The organism is Mumia sp. Pv4-285 (genome assembly GCF_041320275.1).
In the GTDB taxonomy this organism is placed as follows: Bacteria; Actinomycetota; Actinomycetes; order Propionibacteriales; family Nocardioidaceae; genus Mumia; species Mumia qirimensis.
Window position 1 is genome coordinate 1,279,008 of record NZ_CP162023.1, and the last position, 20,696, is coordinate 1,299,703.

Annotated in this window: 18 protein-coding genes; 8 read left to right on the plus strand and 10 right to left on the minus strand. The window is 70.3% G+C overall.

What is annotated here, in order from left to right; all coding sequences use genetic code 11:
- Nucleotides 1–49: 49 nt before the first annotated feature.
- The 7 genes from AB3M34_RS06165 to AB3M34_RS06195 form a co-directional block, all read right to left on the minus strand.
- Nucleotides 50–403, minus strand: coding sequence for a sec-independent translocase (locus AB3M34_RS06165; protein ID WP_370618215.1), 354 nt, complete (start codon nucleotides 401–403; stop codon nucleotides 50–52).
- A gap of 33 nt (nucleotides 404–436) precedes the next feature.
- Nucleotides 437–1,582 carry an Mrp/NBP35 family ATP-binding protein gene (locus tag AB3M34_RS06170; protein WP_370618216.1) on the minus strand — a complete coding sequence of 382 codons (1,146 nt, stop codon included), beginning with the start codon at nucleotides 1,580–1,582 and terminating at the stop codon, nucleotides 437–439.
- A 27-nt stretch (nucleotides 1,583–1,609) separates the two neighbouring features.
- The gene (locus tag AB3M34_RS06175) at nucleotides 1,610–2,149 is read right to left on the minus strand and encodes a DUF1003 domain-containing protein (protein WP_370618218.1); all 540 of its coding nucleotides are present in this window, start codon (nucleotides 2,147–2,149) and stop codon (nucleotides 1,610–1,612) included.
- Nucleotides 2,146–3,393, minus strand: a complete 1,248-nt coding sequence (locus tag AB3M34_RS06180) for a magnesium transporter MgtE N-terminal domain-containing protein (protein WP_370618220.1) — start codon at nucleotides 3,391–3,393, stop codon at nucleotides 2,146–2,148. The genes AB3M34_RS06175 and AB3M34_RS06180 overlap by 4 nt, the downstream gene beginning before the upstream one ends.
- Before the next feature lie 260 nt (nucleotides 3,394–3,653).
- Entirely contained in the window at nucleotides 3,654–4,436 is a 783-nt protein-coding gene (locus AB3M34_RS06185; protein WP_370618222.1) for a hypothetical protein, read from the minus strand.
- A 92-nt stretch (nucleotides 4,437–4,528) separates the two neighbouring features.
- Nucleotides 4,529–6,799 (minus strand): FdhF/YdeP family oxidoreductase, encoded by a 2,271-nt coding sequence (locus tag AB3M34_RS06190; RefSeq protein WP_370618224.1) that lies wholly within the window; start codon nucleotides 6,797–6,799, stop codon nucleotides 4,529–4,531.
- A complete protein-coding gene (locus AB3M34_RS06195) occupies nucleotides 6,796–7,350 on the minus strand; it encodes a hypothetical protein (protein ID WP_370618226.1) in 555 nt (184 codons plus the stop codon). The genes AB3M34_RS06190 and AB3M34_RS06195 overlap by 4 nt, the downstream gene beginning before the upstream one ends.
- 78 nt (nucleotides 7,351–7,428) lie before the next feature.
- On the opposite strand from AB3M34_RS06195, the gene AB3M34_RS06200 reads away from it, so the two are divergent.
- The 4 genes from AB3M34_RS06200 (at nucleotide 7,429) to AB3M34_RS06215 (ending at nucleotide 12,946) form a co-directional block, all read left to right on the plus strand.
- Entirely contained in the window at nucleotides 7,429–8,307 is an 879-nt protein-coding gene (locus AB3M34_RS06200) for a DMT family transporter (RefSeq protein WP_370618228.1), read from the plus strand.
- Nucleotides 8,308–8,413: 106 nt separating this feature from the next.
- On the plus strand, nucleotides 8,414–9,397 hold the full coding sequence (locus tag AB3M34_RS06205; RefSeq protein ID WP_370618230.1) for an HpcH/HpaI aldolase/citrate lyase family protein: 984 nt from the start codon (nucleotides 8,414–8,416) through the stop codon (nucleotides 9,395–9,397).
- 51 nt (nucleotides 9,398–9,448) lie between these two features.
- Nucleotides 9,449–10,645 carry an acyl-CoA dehydrogenase family protein gene (locus AB3M34_RS06210; protein ID WP_370618232.1) on the plus strand — a complete coding sequence of 399 codons (1,197 nt, stop codon included), beginning with the start codon at nucleotides 9,449–9,451 and terminating at the stop codon, nucleotides 10,643–10,645.
- A gap of 177 nt (nucleotides 10,646–10,822) precedes the next feature.
- On the plus strand, nucleotides 10,823–12,946 hold the full coding sequence (locus AB3M34_RS06215) for a RecQ family ATP-dependent DNA helicase (RefSeq protein WP_370618234.1): 2,124 nt from the start codon (nucleotides 10,823–10,825) through the stop codon (nucleotides 12,944–12,946).
- A gap of 33 nt (nucleotides 12,947–12,979) precedes the next feature.
- On the opposite strand, the gene AB3M34_RS06220 is transcribed toward AB3M34_RS06215, so the two are convergent.
- The 3 genes from AB3M34_RS06220 to AB3M34_RS06230 all read right to left on the minus strand — a co-directional run bounded on the left by AB3M34_RS06220 (nucleotide 12,980) and on the right by AB3M34_RS06230 (nucleotide 17,131).
- The gene (locus AB3M34_RS06220) at nucleotides 12,980–13,375 is read right to left on the minus strand and encodes a hypothetical protein (protein ID WP_370618236.1); all 396 of its coding nucleotides are present in this window, start codon (nucleotides 13,373–13,375) and stop codon (nucleotides 12,980–12,982) included.
- A 125-nt stretch (nucleotides 13,376–13,500) separates the two neighbouring features.
- Nucleotides 13,501–15,885, minus strand: a complete 2,385-nt coding sequence (locus AB3M34_RS06225) for a phosphoketolase family protein (RefSeq protein WP_370618238.1) — start codon at nucleotides 15,883–15,885, stop codon at nucleotides 13,501–13,503.
- Between the two features lie 10 nt (nucleotides 15,886–15,895).
- Nucleotides 15,896–17,131, minus strand: a complete 1,236-nt coding sequence (locus AB3M34_RS06230) for an acetate/propionate family kinase (RefSeq protein WP_370618240.1) — start codon at nucleotides 17,129–17,131, stop codon at nucleotides 15,896–15,898.
- A 146-nt stretch (nucleotides 17,132–17,277) separates the two neighbouring features.
- On the opposite strand from AB3M34_RS06230, the gene AB3M34_RS06235 reads away from it, so the two are divergent.
- From AB3M34_RS06235 to AB3M34_RS06250, 4 genes are read left to right on the plus strand one after another with little or no spacing between them, the layout of a single operon-like run.
- A complete protein-coding gene (locus AB3M34_RS06235; RefSeq protein WP_370618242.1) occupies nucleotides 17,278–17,826 on the plus strand; it encodes a general stress protein in 549 nt (182 codons plus the stop codon).
- Entirely contained in the window at nucleotides 17,823–18,881 is a 1,059-nt protein-coding gene (locus AB3M34_RS06240; protein WP_370618244.1) for a DUF2332 domain-containing protein, read from the plus strand. The genes AB3M34_RS06235 and AB3M34_RS06240 overlap by 4 nt, the downstream gene beginning before the upstream one ends.
- A 5-nt stretch (nucleotides 18,882–18,886) precedes the next feature.
- Nucleotides 18,887–19,456: a histidine phosphatase family protein gene (locus tag AB3M34_RS06245; protein WP_370618246.1), complete on the plus strand. Its 570-nt coding sequence runs from the start codon at nucleotides 18,887–18,889 to the stop codon at nucleotides 19,454–19,456.
- 15 nt (nucleotides 19,457–19,471) lie between these two features.
- Nucleotides 19,472–20,677 (plus strand): cation:proton antiporter, encoded by a 1,206-nt coding sequence (locus AB3M34_RS06250; RefSeq protein ID WP_370618248.1) that lies wholly within the window; start codon nucleotides 19,472–19,474, stop codon nucleotides 20,675–20,677.
- Nucleotides 20,678–20,696: the final 19 nt, after the last annotated feature.

Genomic DNA, 20,696 nt, shown 5'->3' on the forward strand with positions numbered 1-20,696 from the left:
GTATCGGCACTGCCGCCACCACGTGGTCGGAATGCCGATACGCAGTGCCTCAGGTGGCGTCGACGTCGAACGGGGCGGGCTCGCCGGCCTCCAGAGGACGCTGACCCGGGGACTTCGCGGGGCCTGACTTCGCGTCGCCGTCGGAGGGACGGTCCGGCTCGTCGTCATCGACGGCACCCTTGATCATCTCGCGCGGGTCGAGACCCTTGAGCTCGTCCCGCAGCGACGTGAAGTCGTCGCCCATCTCACGCTGGAGGTCGGCCTTCGCGTTGTCGGCCATCTGGCGGACGGTGCGGACCCAGCGGCCGAGCGTCCGGGCGAACTCCGGCAGGCGCTCCGGCCCGAAGACCACGATCGCGACGATGGCGATCACCAGCATCTCCGGAAGCCCGATGTCCCACATGCGGGGAAGCCTAGCCCGTGGTCGAGGGGCGGGTCAGCGGCCGGTCGGCGAAAGGCCGAGCTGCATGCCGGCGAGGCCGCGGGATCGGCCCGACAACGTCGAGGCGACCTGAAGCAGCGCCTTGCCTGCAGCGCTGTCGGGCGCTTCGTCGACGATCGGGACACCGGTGTCGCCGCCCACGCGCATCTGCTCGTCGAGCGGGATCTGCCCGAGAAGGGGCACGTCGTAGCCGAAGCGCTGGCTCAGCGTGGTCGCGACCTTCTGGCCGCCGCCGGACCCGAAGACCTCCATGCGGTCGCCGTTGGGCAGCTCGAGCCACGACATGTTCTCGATGACGCCCACGACGCGCTGATGCATCATCGACGCCATCGTGCCTGCGCGCTCGGCGACCGACGCTGCGGCCTCCTGCGGCGTCGTGACGACGATGACCTCGGCGTTCGGCAGGTGCTGGCCGAGGCTGATCGCCATGTCACCGGTGCCCGGGGGCAGGTCCAGGAGCAGCGCGTCGAGGTCACCCCAGTAGACGTCGGAGAGCATCTGGACGAGTGCGCGGTCGAGCATCGGTCCGCGCCACGCGACGACCTGATCCTTGCGCGGCTTGAGCATGCCGATGCTCATGACCTGCATGTTGCCGACGGGGACGGGCATGATCATGTCCTCGACCTGGGTCGGACGCGAGTCACCCACACCGAGCATGTCGGGGATCGAGTGGCCGTAGATGTCGGCGTCCACGATGCCGACCTTCAGCCCCTGCGCGGCGAGCGCCGACGCGAGGTTGACGGTGACCGACGACTTGCCGACGCCGCCCTTGCCGGAGGCGATCGCGTAGACCTTGGTCAGCGCTCCGGGCGCGGCGAACGGGATCTCCCGCTGTGCCTGACCACCACGAAGGACCTCTTGGAGGTTCTTGCGCTGGTCGTCGTTCATCACGCCCATGTCGACGTGCACGTCCGTGACTCCGTCGACCTTCGTCACGGCAGCCGTGATGTCGCGCGTCAGGGTGTCCTTCAGCGGGCACCCGGCGACGGTCAGCAGCAGGTGCACGGTGACGGCCCCGCCGTCGATGTCCACGCGCTCCACCATGCCGATCTCGGTGATCGGTCGGCGGATCTCGGGGTCGTTGACGGTCGACAGCGCCGTGTGGACGGCGTCCGGGTTCACCATGGTCTCGGTGGGCATGTCTCGATGCTACGTGCCGGGGACGAATCAACGACCTGTCGGGTCGGGCTGCCCGTCGGCGACGGCTTCGTCGGACGGATTGGCCCGTTCGTCGAGGTCGGCGAGGAAGCCGCGAAGCTCCGACCGCAGGAAGTCTCGGGTCGCGACCTCGCCCAGCGCGAGACGCAGGCTGGCGACCTCACGGGCCAGGAACTGCATGTCGGCGTGCGCGCGGGTGTTCTGGTCGCGGTCCTGCTCCTGGATGACCCGGTCGCGCGCCTCCTGGCGGTTCTGAGCGAGCAGGATCAGCGGGGCGGCGTACGACGCCTGCAGCGAGAGCATCAAGGTCAGGAAGATGAACGGGAACGGGTCGAACTGCAGGGACTCCGGCGACAACGTGTTCCAGAGGAGCCACGCGACGACGAAGACCGTCATCCAGGCGATGAAGGTGGCCGTTCCCATGAAGCGCGCGAAGCCCTCGGCGAACTTCCCGAAGGTCTCGGCGTCCACGCGGCGCTTGCGGCGGCGCCAGCGCTGCGGGTCGCGGGGCTGGTCGAGGCGGACGCGACGGTCCTCGCGCTCGCTCATCGCGCCACCTCCGACTCCTGGTCGCGCCAACCCTCGGGCAGGAGCTCGTCCAGCACGTCGTCGACGGTGATCGCGCCGACGAGGTGGTTCGACTCGTCGACGACCGGGCACGCCACGAGGTTGTACGTGGCGAGGATCCGGGCGACCTCGTGCAGGGAGGTGTCGGGACGGGGCCAGTCGATGTCGTTGACCGCGATGGCGCCGACCAGCGACGACGGTGGCTCGCGCAGCAGGTGCTGGAAGTGCACCACGCCGAGGAAACGGCCCGTCGGGGTCTCGACCGGTGGCCGGGCGACGTAGACGAGGGCGGCGAGGGACGGCGCCAGCTCCGGCTCCCGGATCCGGGCGAGTCCCTCGGCGAGGGTCGCGTCGGGAGGGAGGATGACGGCGTCGGAGGTCATGAGGCCACCTGCGGTGCCCTCCTCGTAGACCATCAGCCGTCGAACGTCCTCGGCCTCCTCCGGCTCCATGAGGGCGAGCAGCTCCTCGGCGGTCGCGAGCGGCAGCTCGGCGATCACGTCGGCGGCGTCGTCGGGCGACATCTCCTCGAGGACGTCGGCCGCACGCTCGGGATCGAGACGACCGAGGATCTCGACCTGGGCGAACTCGGGCATCTCCTCGAGGACGTCGGCGAGGCGCTCGTCGTCGAGCTCGGCGGCGATCTGCGTACGGCGCAGGATCGGCAGCTCGCGAAGCGCGTTGGCGAGGTCGGCGGGCCGCATCGTGTCCATGGTGGCGAGGAGGTGCGTGGCGCCCTGGTCGGGCTGGTGGCCGGCGAGGTCGGCGACGTCGCCCCACGCGACCACGACGCCGTGGCCGCGTCGTCCGAAGCGCGACCCGCGCTCGCGCACGGCCACGTCGCTCAGGTGCCAGTCGCGACTGCGGTCCTGCTCCATCGCGACGTCGTAGACGTCACCGGAAAGGTTGAGCGACGGCACGGTGACGGAACGGTCGAAGAACTCGCCGAAGACGAGCGTCTCGGTCTGGCGCTTCTCGAACCGTCTCAGGTTGAGGACACCGGTCGTGATGATCTGCCCGCCGTCGAGGGAGGTCACCCGGGTCATCGGAAGGAACACGCGTCGCCGACCGAGCACCTCGATCACCAGCCCCAGGACGCGGGGGAGCCGACCGGCGGTGCGCTGCGTGACGACGACGTCGCGCAGCTTCCCGACCTGGTCCCCGGCGGGGTCGAAGACGGCGTGCCCGGCCAGCCTGGCGAGGAAGATGCGGCTCGTCGAGGTCACGGGCTCAGCCTAGCCCTGGTGCGCCGTCGTGCCGGACGTACGACGCCCCGCGGTGAGTGCGGTCCCACCGGCGTACGCGTACGACGCCCCGCGGTGAGTGCGGTCCCACCGGGGTGCGTCGGCATGGGACCAGGCTCACCGGCCGGGCGAGGCGAAACAGGGCGAGGTTGGAACGGCTCGAGGTGCGCCGTCGTGCCGGACGTACGACGCCCCGCCACCGCGAGTGCGGTGACGGGGCGTCGTCGTGGTGCAGGCGCAGGTCAGACCTTGCTCGAGAGGGTGAACTTGCCCCCGGCGGTCGTGGACGTGCCCTTGACGACGAAGCGGTACTTGTACTTCTTCGAGGAGTAGAAGGTGTACGACGCCTTGCCCTTGCGGTTGAGCTTCAGGGTCTTGACCTTCTTCCAGCCGCCCTTCTTGCGCTGCAGCTGAACCTTGGTCTTGTAGTTCTTCCAGCCCGAGGTCGTGTAGCGCTTCAGCTTGATGGTGGCGACCTTCTTCGAGGAGCCGTACCGGTACCTGACCTTGCCGGCCGAGTAGGGGAGGGCCGACTTCGCCGTGAAGTAGCCGCCGGTGGCGCCGTCGACGTAGTCGAACTTCTGGTAGTTGTAGGCGCTGTTCAGCGTGCCCGTGATACGGAAGTTGGCGACGCGGAAGGTGCCACGGCCCCAGCGGTTCGGGAAGGTGAGGTAGCCATTGCCGTTCGTGTAGATCCGGACCGAGCCGAGACGCGTCGCGCCGCGGTAGAGGTTGGCGGTGATCGTGTAGGTGCTGATGATGTCGGTCGCTGCCGAGCCGCGGACGGCGATGTTGCCGTACTCGCTGGCGGAGTTGACGACGTAGCTGCTCGCGGAGGCCGAGAGGATGTCGACGGGGCGCTGAGGCGTGAGGGTCGCGGCGGTGACCCGCGCGCCGGCCTTGCCGATGGGTGCGCCATCGAGCGTGTCAGCGGCGGCCGGAGCGGCCGAAACGAGCGCGAGGCCCGAGAACGCGAGAGCGCCGCCCGCCAGGGCAGCGGAGGCGCGCTTGAAGAGGGTGTTCACAGGGGGGTGCCTTCCTGGCAGGACGATCAGTGCTACAGAAAGATAACCGATGAAAGGGCCAATACAAGAACCGCATCGGCGTGGTATGAGATTCAACTATTAAGAGGCCTTCCCGGGCCCTCCAGCCGCACCACGACGGACTTCGACGTGGGGGTGTTCGAGCCGACAGCGACCGAGTCCAACGGCACCAACGGGTTGGTCTCCGGGTAGTACGCAGCGGCGGTCCCGCGCGGCACCTCGTACCCCACGACCCGGAAGCCCGGAGCGCGCCGCTGAGACCCGTCCTCGGCCACCGACACGAGGTCGACCACGTCGCCGTCGTCGTACCCGAGCGTCGCGATGTCCTCGCGGTGCACGAAGACGACGTGCCGTCCGCCCTCGATCCCGCGGTAGCGGTCCGACAACCCGTAGATGGTGGTGTTGAACTGGTCGTGGCTGCGCAGGGTCTGCAGCAGCAGGTGGCCGTCGGGGACGTGCAGCACGTCGATCGGCGAGACGGTGAGCACCGCGGCCCCGGCGACGGTCGGGAACGTCAGCGAGTCGCGTGGAGGGTGCGGCATGACGAACCCGCCCTGACGGTCGGTGTTCGCCTCGTAACCGGCGCAGCCGGGGACGACGCGGGCGATGTGGCGGCGTACGACGGTGTAGTCGTCGCGCATCGCGGCCCAGTCGATCCGCGGTGCTCCCGGTCGACGCGACAACGTGCGCTCCGCGAGGTGGCAGACGATCGCCGTCTCGGACAGCAGCATCTCGCCCGCCGGCTCGAGCCGCCCGCGGGACGCGTGGACCACCGACATCGAGTCCTCGACGGTCACGTGCTGCTCGCCGGACGGTCGCCGGTCGATCTCCGTGCGGCCGAGGGTGGGAAGGATGAGCGCGGTGCGCCCGCAGACCAGGTGCGACCGGTTGAGCTTGGTGGACACGTGAACGGTGAGATCCGTACGCCGCAGCGCGTCCGCGGTCACGCCCGTGTCGGGCGCTGCCTGGACGAAGTTGCCGCCTAGGGCGACGAACACCTTCACGCGGCCGTCCCGCATCGCGCGGATCGAGTCGACGGTGTCGTAGCCGGGCTCGCGCGGCGGCTCGAACGCGTACTCCCGTGCGAGCGTGTCGAGGAACTGCTGCGGCGGGCGCTCCCAGATCCCCATCGACCGGTCGCCCTGCACGTTGGAGTGACCCCGCACCGGGCACAGGCCGGCACCGCGCCTGCCGATGTCGCCGCGGACCAGCGCGAGGTTGACGACCTCCTTGATCGTCGCGACCGCGTTGCGGTGCTGGGTCAACCCCATCGCCCAGCACCAGATCGTCGCCTTCGACCCGCGCAGCATCGTCGCTGCTTCGGTGATCAGCTCGCGGCCGAGGCCCGTCGCTGTCTCGACCACGTCCCAGTCGACGGCGGCGACGTGGGCCGCCCAGGCGGCGTACCCGACCGTGTGCCGGTCGACGAAGTCGTGGTCGATCGCGTCCCACTCGACCAGCAGCGAGCCGATCGCCTGGAGCAGCGCGAGGTCGCCGTTGACGCGTACCGGGAGGTGGAGGTCGGCCAGCGGGGTCCCCGGACCGACGACTCCTCGGGGCTTCTGCGGGTTCTTGAAGGCGACGAGGCCCGTCTCGCGCAGCGGGTTGATCACGAGGATCTTCGCCCCGCGGCGCTTGGCGGTCTCGAGCGCGCTCAGCATCCGGGGGTGGTTCGTGCCCGGGTTCTGGCCCGCGACGACGATCAGCTCGGCCTCGTACAGGTCGTGCAGCTGGACGCTGCCCTTGCCGATGCCGATCGTCTCCTGCAGCGCGACACCGGTGGACTCGTGGCACATGTTGGAGCAGTCCGGGAGGTTGTTGGTGCCGAAGGCGCGGGCGAACAGCTGATAGCTGTACGCGGCCTCGTTCGACGCACGGCCCGACGTGTAGAACGCCGCCTCGTCGGGGGACTCCAGCGCGGCGAGGTGGTCGGAGACGAGGTCGAACGCGTCGTGCCAGCCGATCGGCTCGTAGTGCGTCGCGCCGGGTCGCTTCACCATCGGGTGGGTGAGGCGTCCCCGCTGACCGAGCCACATCTCGTCGTGGGCGTCCAGCTCCGCGATGGAGTGCGACGCGAAGAGGTCGGGGGTCGCACGCGTGCGGGTCGCCTCCTCGGCGACCGCCTTCGCGCCGTTCTCGCAGAACTCCGCCGCCGACCGGTGCTCGGGATCCGGCCAGGCGCAGCTCGGACAGTCGAAGCCGTCGACCTGGTTGAGCCGGGCGAGGGTCTTCGTCGCGCGCACCGGACCCATCGCACGGACGGTTCGGTCGAGGGCCACCGCGACGCCGCGCACGCCGGCGGCCGCCTTCTTGGGGCGGCCGACCTCGAGCTCCGGCTCGGTCATGAGTCCGTCGGCTCCGACAACCGCGGCGCGCGTCGCTGCCGGTGCAAGGAGAACGGCCTGGCGCGTACGGTCCGTGCGGGTGACTCGACCGGGTGCTCGCGCTGGTCCGAGGTCCCGAGCTGCCCGGCCGGGGACGCGAGGAGGTCGGTCGGACGGAGGCGTACGACGACGCACTCGCGCGCCCAGCGTGCCGAGGCCTCGTCCGCCTCGAACAGGTTGAGACGGTCGGCGGCCAGCGCCGCCGTCACGTCGTCCCAGTCCTCGTGGTCGGGCTCGATCACCTCGACGTCGGCGCGGACCTTGGCCACCTGGGCCCGGTTGGACTTCGCGCGGAGGTCGAGCACGACCTCGCGCTCGTCACGGATGCCCGGCAGAGGCTGCTCGTCGCCGCCGGCCACCACGCACACGGCATCGCCGTGCCACACGTGCCAGACCGGGTGCCAGGTGCCGCCGTAGATGATCCAGAGCAGCCCCGACTTCTTCGCGACCTCGGCCACGAACGCCCGCCGGAACAGGGCATCGAAGTCGGCGACTGGCTCCACAGGCTCCATGAGCGACAGCATAGGCCGGTCCCGGCCGTCGGGGTGGTCGTCGATCTCTGGCGTCCCACCGCAGCGCATACTGCCGAGGTGAACGTCCTGCTCGCGACCGTGGCCGTCCTCGGCGTCTCGTTGTCGGGTCCGCTGATGGCGGGGACGCAGGCGCCCGCGCTGGCGATCGCCTTCTGGCGCAACGCCCTCGCGGAGGCGGTCCTGCTGCCGGTGGCGGTGACCCGCAACCGGCGGGAGCTGCGGGCGCTGACCCGGGCCGACCTCCGTACGTGCCTCTTCGCGGGAGCGGCGCTCGCTGCACACTTCGCCACCTGGGTGACGGCGCTCAAGCTCACGTCGGTCGCGGCCGCCATCGCCCTCGTGTCGATGCAGGTCGGCTGGATCGCGCTGATCGACCGGCTCCGCGGCAAGGCGATCCCTCCGATGGTCCTCCTCGGCGTCGGACTCGCGTTCGGAGGCGTCCTCGTCATCACCGGCGTGGACCTGACCCTGTCGCGCGACGCGCTGGTCGGAGACCTGCTCGCGCTGGTCGGTGGTCTGACGGCGGCGGTCTACACGATCGCGGGGGCGCGGGCGCGGGAGTCGCTGTCCACGACCACCTACACGTTCCTCTGCTACGGGTCGTGCGCCGTGATTCTGCTGGTGGCCTGCCTGGTCGGAGGCGTACCGCTGGTCGGCTTCAGCGCCCAGGCGTGGGTCGGGATCCTCGCGGTCACCGTCACCGCCCAGCTGCTCGGGCACTCGCTGATCAACCACCTGCTCGCGGTGATGAGCCCGATGCTCGTGTCGCTCATCCTGCTGCTCGAGGTGCCGGGCGCCGCGCTGCTCGCGACCGCGATGCTGGGCCAGGCGCCCGGAGCCGGGGTGTACGCCGGTCTCGCCCTGATCATGGCGGGCCTGGCAGTTGTCGTGACCCGGCGCCCGCCGCGCCCGAGCGAGGTGCCCGACTCCGACTGAGGCGGGGGTGAGAAGCGGGTCACACTCACACCGCTGTTACTAGTCGTTAACACTACTCGTAGGTACAGTCAGGCCTGATCCGATCCCCGTAGCACCGAGGTGACCCGTGTCTGAAGAGTCTGTGCCCACCGAAGACAAGGCCCTGCGCTCGCGGCGCTCGTGCCTCGCCGTCCCCGGCTCGAACCCGCGCTTCCTGGAGAAGGCCAAGGGTCTGCCCGCCGACCAGGTCTTCCTGGACATCGAGGACGCGGTCGCACCGCTGGCCAAGCCCGACGCCCGCAAGAACATCGTCGCCGCGCTCAACGAGGGTGGCTGGGGCGACAAGGTCCGCGTGGTCCGCGTCAACGACTGGACCACGCAGTGGACGTACCGTGACGTGATCGAGGTCGTCGAGGGCGCCGGTGCCAACCTCGACTGCATCATGCTCCCGAAGGTCCAGACGGCCGAGCAGGTCGTCGCGCTCGACGTCCTCCTCACCCAGATCGAGAAGACGATGGGGTACGAGGTCGGTCGGATCGGTATCGAGGCACAGATCGAGAACGCCCTCGGCCTCACCAACGTCAACGCGATCGCGGCCGCTTCGCCGCGCGTGGAGACCATCATCTTCGGCCCCGCCGACTTCATGGCCAGCATCAACATGAAGTCGCTGGTCGTCGGCGAGCAGCCCCCCGGCTACGACGTCGGCGACGCGTACCACCACATCCTCATGAGCATCCTCATGGCGGCGCGGGCGTACGACAAGCAGGCCATCGACGGCCCGTACCTCCAGATCCGCGACACCGACGGCTACCGGCGCGTCGCCTCGCGCTCGGCCGCCCTCGGCTTCGACGGCAAGTGGGTCCTGCACCCCGGCCAGGTCGACGTGGCCAACGAGGTCTTCAGCCCCCGCCAGGAGGACTACGACCACGCCGAGAACATCCTCGACGCGTACGACTGGTTCACCTCGGAGGCCGGCGGCAAGAAGGGCTCGGCGATGCTCGGCGACGAGATGATCGACGAGGCCTCGCGCAAGATGGCGCTCGTGATCTCGGCCAAGGGACGCGCTGCCGGCATGCAGCGCAGCTCGACGTGGCAGCCGCCGACCGACTGACGGTCGGCCGACCTCCCCAGCACCGGACCTGATCACAGAGAAGAGAGCACTATGGGCCGCCTGGTCACCACCGATGGTCTGACCGACATCCAGGAGGAGATCCTCAAGACCGTCCGCGAGTTCGTGGACAAGGAGATCATCCCGGTCGCCACCGAGCTCGAGCACAAGGACGAGTACCCGCAGGCGATCGTCGACGGCCTCGAGGAGCTCGGCCTGTTCGGGCTGACGATCCCCGAGGAGTACGGCGGCCTCGGCGAGTCGCTGCTGACGTACGCGCTCGTGGTCGAGGAGATCGCGCGCGGGTGGATGAGCGTCTCCGGCGTCATCAACACGCACTTCATCGTGGCCTACATGCTGATGCAGCACGGTACGGAGGAGCAGAAGCAGAAGTACCTCCCGCGGATGGCGACCGGAGAGGTGCGCGGCGCCTTCTCGATGTCGGAGCCGTCGCTCGGGTCGGACGTGGCAGCGGTCGCGACGAAGGCGACCCGGCAGGACGACGGGTCGTACTCGATCACCGGCCAGAAGATGTGGCTGACCAACGGCGGATCGTCCAACCTGGTCGCGGTGCTCACCAAGACCGACGAGGGTGCCGACTCGGTCTACCGCAACATGACGACCTTCCTGATCGAGAAGGAGCCCGGTTTCGGCGAGACGGCCCAGGGCATCACCGTCCCGGGCAAGATCGACAAGATGGGCTACAAGGGCATCGACACGACCGAGATGATCCTGGACAAGCACCAGATCTCGGCCGAGCAGGTCCTCGGTGGCGAGCCGGGCAAGGGCTTCTACCAGATGATGGACGGCGTCGAGGTCGGCCGCGTCAACGTCGGTGCCCGTGCCGTCGGCATCGCGAACCGTGCCTTCGAGCTCGGCATCGCGTACGCCCAGCAGCGCGAGACGTTCGGCAAGCCGATCGCGCAGCACCAGGCGATCCTGTTCCGGCTCGCCGAGATGGGCACGAAGGTCGAGACCGCGCACGCGATGGTCGTGCGGGCGGCGCGCAAGAAGGACGCCGGCGAGCGCAACGACGTCGAGGCCGGCATGGCCAAGATGGTCGCCTCGGAGTACTGCAACGAGGTCGTCGAGGCGTCGTTCCGCATCCACGGCGGCTACGGCTACTCCAAGGAGTACGAGATCGAGCGCCTCTACCGCGAGGCGGCGTTCATGCTCATCGGCGAGGGCACGAGCGACATCCAGAAGATGATCATCGGCCGGAGCCTGCTGAAGGACTACAAGCTCCGCTGAGTCCGTTCGCCACGCTCCCCACGTTTGGGGTGTCAACACCGCATCGCCAGGGATCGCACCTCGAATTCGAGGTGCGATCCCTGCGTTTGGGGTGGGAACGCCTCAAACGGAGAGCGGGCGTGCGGCCCTGTGGATGCCGTACGACGGGTGTCGGCGCGGATGCGTACGGTGGAGGCCATGCCCTCCGCCCCAGCATCCGTGCTACCCCCGTCCCGTGCCGCCGCCGCCGATCGTGTCATCGGAGCCCTCGCCGGTCCGGAGGCGTCGCTGCGCTCCGACCAGGTCACTGCGGTCGCGGCGCTGTCGGAGCCGAAAGCCCGGGTCCTGGTCGTGCAGGCGACCGGATGGGGCAAGTCGGCGGTCTACTGGGCCGCGACCGCGATCCGGCGCGACGAGGGCCACGGCACGACCCTCGTGGTCTCGCCGCTGCTGTCGCTGATGCGCGACCAGGTCGCAGCGGCTGCTCGCGCGGGGCTCCGTGCCGAGACCCTCAACTCGTCCAACATCGAGGAGTGGTCCCGGATCGAGAGCGCGCTGCGCGCCGGCGAGGTGGACGTGCTGCTCGTGTCGCCGGAGCGTCTCGCCAACCCGGGCTTCGGGCGGCGGGTCCTCGACTCGCTGGCGGGCCGCATCGGTCTGCTGGTCGTCGACGAGGCGCACGCGGTGTCCGACTGGGGCCACGACTTCCGCCCCGACTACCGTCGCGTCTCCGACGTGCTGCAGCAGCTCAACCCTGACACTCCGGTGCTCGCCACCACGGCGACGGCGAACGCGCGCGTGACCGACGACGTGGCGCGCCAGCTCGGCGACGAGACCCTGGTGCTGCGGGGGCCCCTCGCGCGCTCGAGCCTCGAGCTGTCGGTGGTCGACCGGTTGTCGCCGCTCGAGCGCTACGCCTGGGTGGTCGACCACCTGCCGACCCTTCCCGGGTCCGGCATCGTCTACGCGCTCACGGTGGCCGACGCGCACCGGCTGACCTCCGCCATCCAGGCGGTCCACGGTGCGTCGGTGCCGGTCGCCGCCTACACCGGCCAGCTCGAGGCTGCCGAGCGCGAACGCCTCGAGGACGCGCTGCGCGACAACAAGGTGAAGGCGCTGGTCGCGACGTCGGCGCTGGGGATGGGCTACGACAAGCCCGACCTCGGCTTCGTCGTCCACGTCGGCGCTCCGCCGTCACCCGTCTCCTACTACCAGCAGGTCGGACGTGCCGGGCGCGCGATCGACCACGCCCACGCGGTGCTGCTCCCGTCCGGCGCCGACGACGGCATCTGGGACTACTTCGCGACCGCGACGATCCCGCAGCCCGCGCAGGTCGAGCGGATGCTCACGGCGATGGAGGGCGCGACCTTCGAGACGCCGGCGACGGTCGTCAGCCTGGAGGCCGAGACGGGGCTGCGGCGCGGTCGCGTCGAGCTGATGCTCAAGCAGCTCGCCGTCGACGGCGTCACCGAGCGGGTCGAGCGGGGCTGGATCCGCACGGGCACACCGTGGACGTACGACGCGGCGCACTACGAAGGCGTCGTGGCCGTCCGGCGCCGCGAAGCCGACATCATGCGCGCCTACACGCGTGGTGAGCGGTGCCTCATGCAGCTGCTCCAGGAGTCGCTCGACGACCCCGAGGCTGCACCGTGCGGCCGGTGCTCGGTGTGCCGCGGCGCGTTGCCCGACGGGCTGGCCGCCGCTCCCGCACCCGAGACCGTACGCGCGGTGGCGAGCGTCCTGCGCGGCGAGGACCACCTGCTGGAGCCGCGCAAGATGTGGCCCGGGGGAGCCTTCGGCACGCGCGGCCGCATCCCGCCCGACCGCGCCGTCGAGCCTGGCCGGGCGATCGTGCATGCCGACGCCCCCGAGTGGCGCGAGGCCGTGCAGACGATGTTCGCCGCCGACGGTCCCGCCCCGCAGGAGGTGCTGGACGCGTCCGTCCAGGTGCTCGCGCGATGGAAGACAGAGTGGCGGAGCCGCCCCGAGGTGGCGATCGCGCTGCCCGCCGCGGGGTTCACCCGACTCGTCGACAGCGTCGCCGGCCACCTTGCCGGAGTCGGGCGGCTCGACCGGGCAGACCTCGAGCTCGCGCCCCGCAGCGGAGGCGACGTACGCGACCTGACGTCAGCAGACGAGGCCGCGCTCTGGCGCGACACCGTGACCGTGCCGCCCCAGACGCAGTCGGCCGTCGACGCCCGCACGGTGCTGCTCGTGGTCGACGCCACGTCCTCGCTGTGGCCGTTCACCATCGTGGGCGCGGCGCTTCGCGCGGCGGGGGCCTCAGCGGTGCTGCCGTTCCTGCTCCACCGCCGCGTGTGACGGCGCCGGCGCACGCAAGCGCCGCGACTCCCGTCAGCGCACGTGGGCGCGGTCCCACGCGGTCACGAAGTCGTACATCGCCTGCGTGAGGCCGTGGTCGTGCGGTGACGACGGTCGCCACCACACCTCGAGCATCACCCACGCCTCTGCCGACGAACCCCCGTTGCGCTCCTTGCGCCCGGACTTGCGCCGTACCGTCGTCGCGCCGTAGACGAGTCCCACCGGCAGCACCAGGGCGTGCGTCGCGTCCTCGACCGGGACCGAGGCCGGGAGGATCCAGCCCGCGGTGACCGGATTGCGCGAGGTCGTATACGTGAGCAGCCGACCCTGCGTGGTCTGGACCCGGTTGTAGACGTCGTCGGTCGGGATGTGGCGGTACTCGCAGGCGGCGATGAACGCCTGGACGTTCTCCCGTGCCTGGCTCTCCATGCCGGGAGGCTACGTGCAGCGTGTTACATCCGCGTCACACGAACGGACGCGGTGAGTGTGGTCCCACCGATCCGGCTGCCGGTGGGACCACACTCACCGCACGGGGCGCGGGGGAGCCGTACGGATCAGGTCGCCGGGTTCAGCACCCAGTCCTTCACCTCCGGCATGTCCTCGAGGTGCTCCCGCACGTAGCGGTGGTGCTTCTCGAGCATCTGCCGGCAGTGCTCCCGCAGCTCCTGCGCGTTGGCCGGAGACGCCTTCGTGTTGTTGAGGACGTCCTCGACGAGCTGGTAGCGCGACATCTGGTTGAGCACCGTCATGTCGAAGGGAGTCGTCGTCGTCCCCTGCTCGATGAACCCGCGGACGTGGAACCGGTCCGCGGTGGGGCGCCCGTGCACGAGCTTGTGGATCGCGCCGTGGTAGCCGTGGAATGCGAACAGCACGTCGACGTCGTCGGTGAACAGACCCGCGAAGTCGGAGGCGGACATCCCGTGCGGGTGATCCTTCTGACGCGGCAGCGTCATCAGGTCGACGACGTTGACGACCCGGAACGTGAGGTCCGGCACCCACTCCTTGAGCAGCTGGGCGGCCGCGACGGTCTCGGCGGTCGGGACGTCACCGGCGCACGCCAGCACGATGTCGGGCGACTTGTCGCCGTCCTCGTTGCCGGCCCAGTCCCAGATGCCGGCACCCTTGGCGCAGTGCTCGGCCGCCTCGTCGATCGACAGGTACTGCAGGTGAGGCTGCTTGTCGATGGCGATCAGGTTCACGTACGACCGCGACCGGAAGCAGTGGTCGGCGACCGAGAGCAGGCAGTTGGCGTCCGGCGGCAGGTAGACGCGGGACACGGCGCCGCGCATGTTGAGCACGACGTTGATCAGGCCCGGCCCCTGGTGGGAGAACCCGTTGTGGTCGTTGCGCCAGGTCGTCGACGTCAGGAGGATGTTGAGGCTCGGGATCTTGGCCCGCCACGAGAGGTGGTTCGCCTCCTCGAGCCACTTCGCGTGCTGCACGGTCATCGACGCGCTCACCATCGCGAACGACTCGTACGTCGCGAAGAGCCCGTGCCGGCCCGTGAGGTTGTAGCCCTCGAGCCAGCCCTGGCAGTTGTGCTCGCTCAGGACCTCCATCACGCGTCCGTCGCGCGAGAGCTTCACGTCGTCGGAGGTCACCCGTTCCATGAACGCGCGATCGCTCACCTCGAACACGGCACCGAGCCGGTTCGAGTTGGTCTCGTCCGGGCAGAACAGCCGGAAGTTGTCCGGGTTGTCGCGGTAGAGGTCGGCCATCATCGCGCCGAGGACGCGCGTGTTCTCGAAGCGCTCGGCGGCGGGATGGAGGACCTCGATCGCGTAGTCGCGGAACGGGCGCAGGGTGAGGTCCTTCGTGAGCACACCGCCGTTGGCTGCGGGGTTCGCACTCATCCGCAGGTCGCCCTGAGGGTTGTTCGCCTCGATCTCGGCGCTGGGCCTCCCGCCGGGAAAGAGCTCCGCGGGGCCGTACGACTTCATCCACGCCTCGAGGAGCGCCAGGTGCTCGGGGTTCTCGCGGACGCCCGACAGCGGCACCTGGTGTGCACGCCAGGTGCCCTCGATCGTCACGCCGTCGACCTCGTGCGGGCCGGTCCAGCCCTTGGGTGTGCGCAGGACGATCATCGGCCACCGAGGCATCTCGCCGTCCCAGTCCCCGCCGCGCGCCGCGTCCTGGATGGCCTTGATCTTGCCGTACGCCTCGGCGAGCACCGCCGCGAACCGGTGATGCATGCCGGGCAGGTCGTCGCCCTCGACCTCGAGCACCTCGTAGCCGTGTCCCGTGAAGATGTCGCGAACGTCTTCGCGGCGTTTGCGACCCAGCACGGTCGGGCTCGCGATCTTGCCGTCGTTGAGGTGGAGGATCGGGAGCACAGCGCCGTCGCGTGCCGGATTGACGAACGAGATGCCCTTCCAGGAGCCCTCGAGCGGTCCGGTCTCGGCCTCGCCGTCGCCCACCACGGCCACGGTCAGGAGATCCGGGTTGTCGAAGACCGACCCGAACGCGTGGATCAGGACGTACCCGAGCTCGCCGCCCTCGTGGATCGAGCCGGGAGTCGTCACCGACACGTGGCTCGGGATCCCGCCGGGCGTGGAGAACTGCCGGCAGAGCCGGGTCAACCCGTCGGAGTCGAGGGAGACCTCCGGGTAGATCTCGGAGTAGGTGCCCTCGAGGTAGCCGGCCGCGACGAGGGCGGGGCCGCCGTGGCCCGGCCCCGACAGGTAGATCGCCGACTGCCCGGTGTGCTGGATCAGCCTGTTCAGGTGGGCGTACACGAAGGACTGTCCCGGACTCGTGCCCCAGTGGCCGAGCAGCCGCGGCTTGATGTCGTCGGCCGACAGGGGACGCTCCAGGAGCACGTTGCTCTTGAGGTAGATCTGCGCGACGGTCAGGTAGTTGTTCGCGCGCCACCAGGCGTCGAGAGCGGCCACCTCGTCGTCGGTCGGGTCGGCAAGTGCCGGTGCGGTCGTCGCGTTCATCGATTTCTCCTCAGGTCTGGGAGGGGTCGGGCGTGCGCTCGGTCTGCGGCGTCGAGGTGCCGCGGACGAGGTTGACGGTGTGGTGGGCGATCTCGGCTTCCTCGTCGGTGGGGATGACCGCCACGGGGACGCTGCCCTCGCCGATCAGGCCGCCGTCGTCGGCGACCGGCGCCGAGTTGCGGCGCGGATCGATCTCGATGCCGAGGTGTGCGAGCGGCTCGCAGACCGCGGCCCGGAAGCCGTCGTCGTGCTCACCGATGCCCCCGGTGAACACGAGGGCGTGGAGGCCGGGTACGAGCGCCAGGTAGGCGCCGACGTAGTGGCGTACCCGGTACGCGGCGAGGCGTACCGCCCGTTGCGCGGCGTCGTCGCCGCGCTGCGCACGGTCGCGGATCGCCGCCATGTCGGAGTCTCCGGTGAGGCCCAGGAGCCCGCTGCGGCGCTCGAGGAGCTCGGCCACCTCTCTGGTCGACATGCCGGCGGCGTCCTGCAGGTAGAGCACGGCGGACGCGTCGAAGTCGCCCGCACGGGTGCCCATCACGAGACCGGACAGCGGCGTGAACCCCATCGACGTGTCGACGCTGCGGCCACCCCGGACGGCGGTGATCGAAGCCCCGTTGCCCAGGTGGCACACGATCAGGTTGACGTCGTCCTCCTCGACGCCGAGCAGCGCGGCGGCGCGACCGGTGACGTACTCGACGGACGTGCCGTGGAACCCGTACCGACGCAGCCGGTGCTCGGCGGCGACGTCCTCCGGGACGGCGAAGGTGTACGCCTCCCACGGGAGCGTCGCGTGGAAGGCGGTGTCGAAGACCGCGACCTGCGGCAGGTCGGGGTCGTGCTCCTTCATCAGCCGGATGCACTCGACGGCGACGGGGTTGTGCAGGGGGGCGAGCGACGAGAGCGCGTCGATGCGGGAGAGGACTGCGTCGTCGACCACCACGGGTTCGCTGAACTCCGTACCACCGTGGACGACGCGGTGGCCCGCCCCGACCAGACCGTCGAGCCGCGCGCCGGCCTCGGTGAAGCGCTCGAACATCGCGGCGATCGCCTCGGCGTACGAGGCGCCGGGCAGCGGTCGCTCGACCGGGGACTCCCCGCTGACCTGGTACCGGAGGGCCGTCCCGTCGTGGCCGATCCGGTTGACGATCCCGCGGCCGAGGCGTGCTCCCGAGGTGGCGTCACGCAGCTCGTACTTCAACGACGACGAACCCGCGTTGATGACGAGCACCGTCTCGTCGGGCATCGATCCTCCTCGCGTGGGCGTCCCTGCCAGTCTGTCGTCGTGGGTTCTCGCGCGCACATCGAGGGACACGCGCCGACCGAGGGATGCGCCCGGCGCGTGTCGCACGCAGTCACTAGGCTGAGCGACAGCCGACGAGGAGGAATCGCATGGTGCAGCAGCAGGGCAGGACCGGGTTGACGCTGGAGTATCCGCAGCATCTCGCCGACTTCGAGAACTACGCCGATGCGCAGCGCGCGGTGGACTACCTGTCCGACCAGAAGTTCCCCGTCCAGAACATCATGATCGTGGGCACGGACCTCAAGCAGGTCGAGCGCGTGACGGGCCGTCTGACCTGGGGCAAGGCGGCCGGCTACGGCGCCGCCACGGGCGCGTGGTTCGGCGTGCTCCTGGGGCTGATCGTGGGCATCTTCGCCGAGCCGGGCCGGTGGTTCGCAGTGGTGCTGGCTGCGATGCTCTTCGGTCTCGTGTTCGGTGTCGTCTGGGGGCTGATCGGCTATGCGTTCACCGGTGGCCGCCGCGACTTCACGTCGATCTCGCAGGTCGTGGCGTCGCGCTACGAGCTGCTGGTGGAGCACAAGCACCTCGCAGAAGGCCAGCGCGTCCTCGCGGGACTGACCCGTCCGGGGACCCAGCAGCCGGCACCGCAGTCGCCCACGGCGCCGCCGCAGTCGCCGACCGCGCCGCCGGGAGCGTGACCGGCGGAGTGGTCCAGCAGGCGGCCGAAGCCCTCGAGTGGCAGGCGCGCCAGTGCGGAAGCCTCGGCTCACCCATGTACGCCGGCCTGCTCGCCGCTCTCGCCGGTGACGTCAACGCCGGTGGGCCCACTCGCGCGGTCTTCGACGAGGTGGTCGCTGACGATGCGGCCCCGCCGGCAGCACTCGGTCTGCGCCTCGTCGGCGGACTCCACCGGCTCGTGCTCGACGGCGAGGCCCCGAGCCTCGAGGAGCACTACCCGAGCGTCGGAGGCAGGTGGGACCTTGCGGCGGCCCTGCCCGCGGTTCTCGCCGTCGTCGACCAGCATCGCGACGCGCTCCGTCAGGCGCTCGACAGGGTGCCTCAGACCAACGAGGTCGGACGCTCGGCCGCGCTCGTCGGCGGGCTCCTTCGCGTCGCCGACAGGTTCGCTCTGCCGGTCCGGCTCATCGAGATCGGCGCGAGTGGGGGGCTGAACCTGCGTGCGGACCACTTCCGGTTCAGCTCGCCGCGGGGTTGGTGGGGCCCGGTGGACTCGCCCGTGGTGATGGACGGCGCCTGGGCAGGGCTCACGCCCGCGGTGGACGCCCCGCTCGAGGTGGTGGAGCGACGGGGCTTCGACCTCGCCCCGCTCGACCCGACCCGCATCGACGACCGTCGCACCCTCGAGGCGTACACGTGGCCCGACATGACAGAGCGCCTCGCGCGCCTGCGAGCGGCGTGCGAGGTCGCCGCGGAGGTCCCGGCCGTGCTGGAGCGGTGCAGCGCGGCCGACGGTCTCGACGGCGTCGAGCTCGAGCAGGGGACGGCGACCGTGCTGTGGCACTCGGTCACCTGGATGTACGTCGCGGACGACGAGCGTGAGCGGATCGACGCCCGCGTCGCCGAGCTGGCGCAGGACGCCGGCCCGGACCGTGTCCTCGCCAGGGTCACGCTCGAGCCCGACGGGCGAGCCGACGGTCCGTACCCTGTCCTGCTCACGACCTGGCCGTTCGGGGAGGCCACGGTCATCGGTCACGCTCCCGCGCACGGCCTCCCGACGACGTGGACGGGGTGACGGAGATGGCGAGCTCGTTGTGGATGGTGCGGCACGGACCCACCGAGTGGGCGGAGAACGGCCGGCACACCAGCCGTACCGACCTCCCGCTGCTGCCCGTCGGCGAGGAGCGTGCGCGCGAGCTCGCACCACGCCTGGCCGGCACCGAGTTCGCGCAGGTCCTCACGAGCCCCAGGCTGCGGGCGCGCCGTACGGCCGAGCTCGCGGGCTTCCCTGACGCCCAGGTCGAGCCCGACCTGGCGGAGTGGGACTACGGCGCGTACGAAGGGCTCACGACGCCGCAGATCCGCGAGACGGTGCCCGGCTGGACGGTCTGGAGCAACGGCGCGGAGGCCGCGGGGGGCGAGAGCGCCGACGAGATCGCGACGCGGCTCGACCGGGTCGTCGAACGCGTCCGCGCCGGAGACGGGCCCGCCCTGGTCTTCGGACACGGTCACGCGCTCCGTGCCCTCGCGGCGCGCTTTCTCGACGAACCCGTGCGTTTCGGGGCGCGTCTCGCGCTCGGGACGGCGACACTGTCGATCCTCGGGTACGAGCACGGCTCGGACCCGGTCGTCGAGCGCTGGAACGCCTGAGCACGGAGAAGGACCATGGAGTCACTGTTCTGGATCGTGCTGGTGGCGGCGATCGCGCCGGTCGTGGCCGCTGCCGTGCCGCGCCGGCTCGTCCCGGAGGTCGTCCTGCTGCTGGTCGGCGGCATCCTCGTCGGTCCGTTCGGCCTCGAGCTCGCGGAGGTCGACGCCCCGATCGAGCTGCTGAACGAGCTCGGGCTGGGGATGCTCTTCCTCCTGGCCGGGTACGAGATCGAGGTCGACGAGCTGCGGGGCAGGGGCGGCCGTCGCGCACTCGGCACGTGGCTGGTGTGCCTGGCGCTCGCCTTCGTGACGATCTCGGTCCTCGGCACGCAGAACGAGCAGCACGCGGAGACGGCCGTGGCGATCGCGCTCACCTCGACCGCGCTGGGCACCCTGCTGCCGATCCTGAAGGACATGCAGCTCATGGGCACGCGGTTCGGCAGGACGGTCGTGAACCACGGCACGTTCGGCGAGCTCGGTCCGGTGCTGGCGATGGCGATCCTTCTCGGCGTCAACAGTCCGGAGCGTTCGCTGGTCACGCTCGTGGTCTTCGTCGGGGCCGCGCTCCTCGTCGCGGCGGTCCCGACACGCCTGTTCCCTCGCGCCCGGATCGTGCCCGGACTCGTGCGCGCGGGCGCGGAGACCACCGCGCAGACGACGGTGCGATTCACCGTGCTTCTCCTCGTCACGCTCAGCATGATCGCGATCGTCTTCGAGCTCGACACGATCCTGGGGGCGTTCGCGGCCGGGTTCATCCTCCGCCGTGTGCTCCCCGGTGGTGACGAGCGTCTCGAGACGAAGCTCGACGGGCTCGCGTTCGGGTTCCTCATCCCGATCTTCTTCGTCACCTCGGGGATGGCGATCGACCCGGCTGCCATCGCCGAGGCGCCGATGGTCATGATCACGTTCGTCCTGCTCATCCTGCTGGTGCGCGGCGGCCCGGTCCTGGTGGAGACGCTGCGCCAGCGCGAACCCGACGGGACGAAGAGCTTCGACACCCGTGACTCCGTGCGGGTGGCGCTGTGGGCATCGACCGGCCTCCCGCTCATCGTCGCGGTGAGCCAGGTCGCCGTCGACGCGGGGGAGATGACGTCGGCGACGGCGTCGATCCTCGTCGCGGGTGGTGCCGTCACCGTGCTGCTGCTGCCGATGACGGCGACGCTGATCCACCTGCGGAGGCCGACCCACCAGCAAGGAGTCTCGCCCGATCGGTCATCATGACTGCGCACCTGCAGTCCCC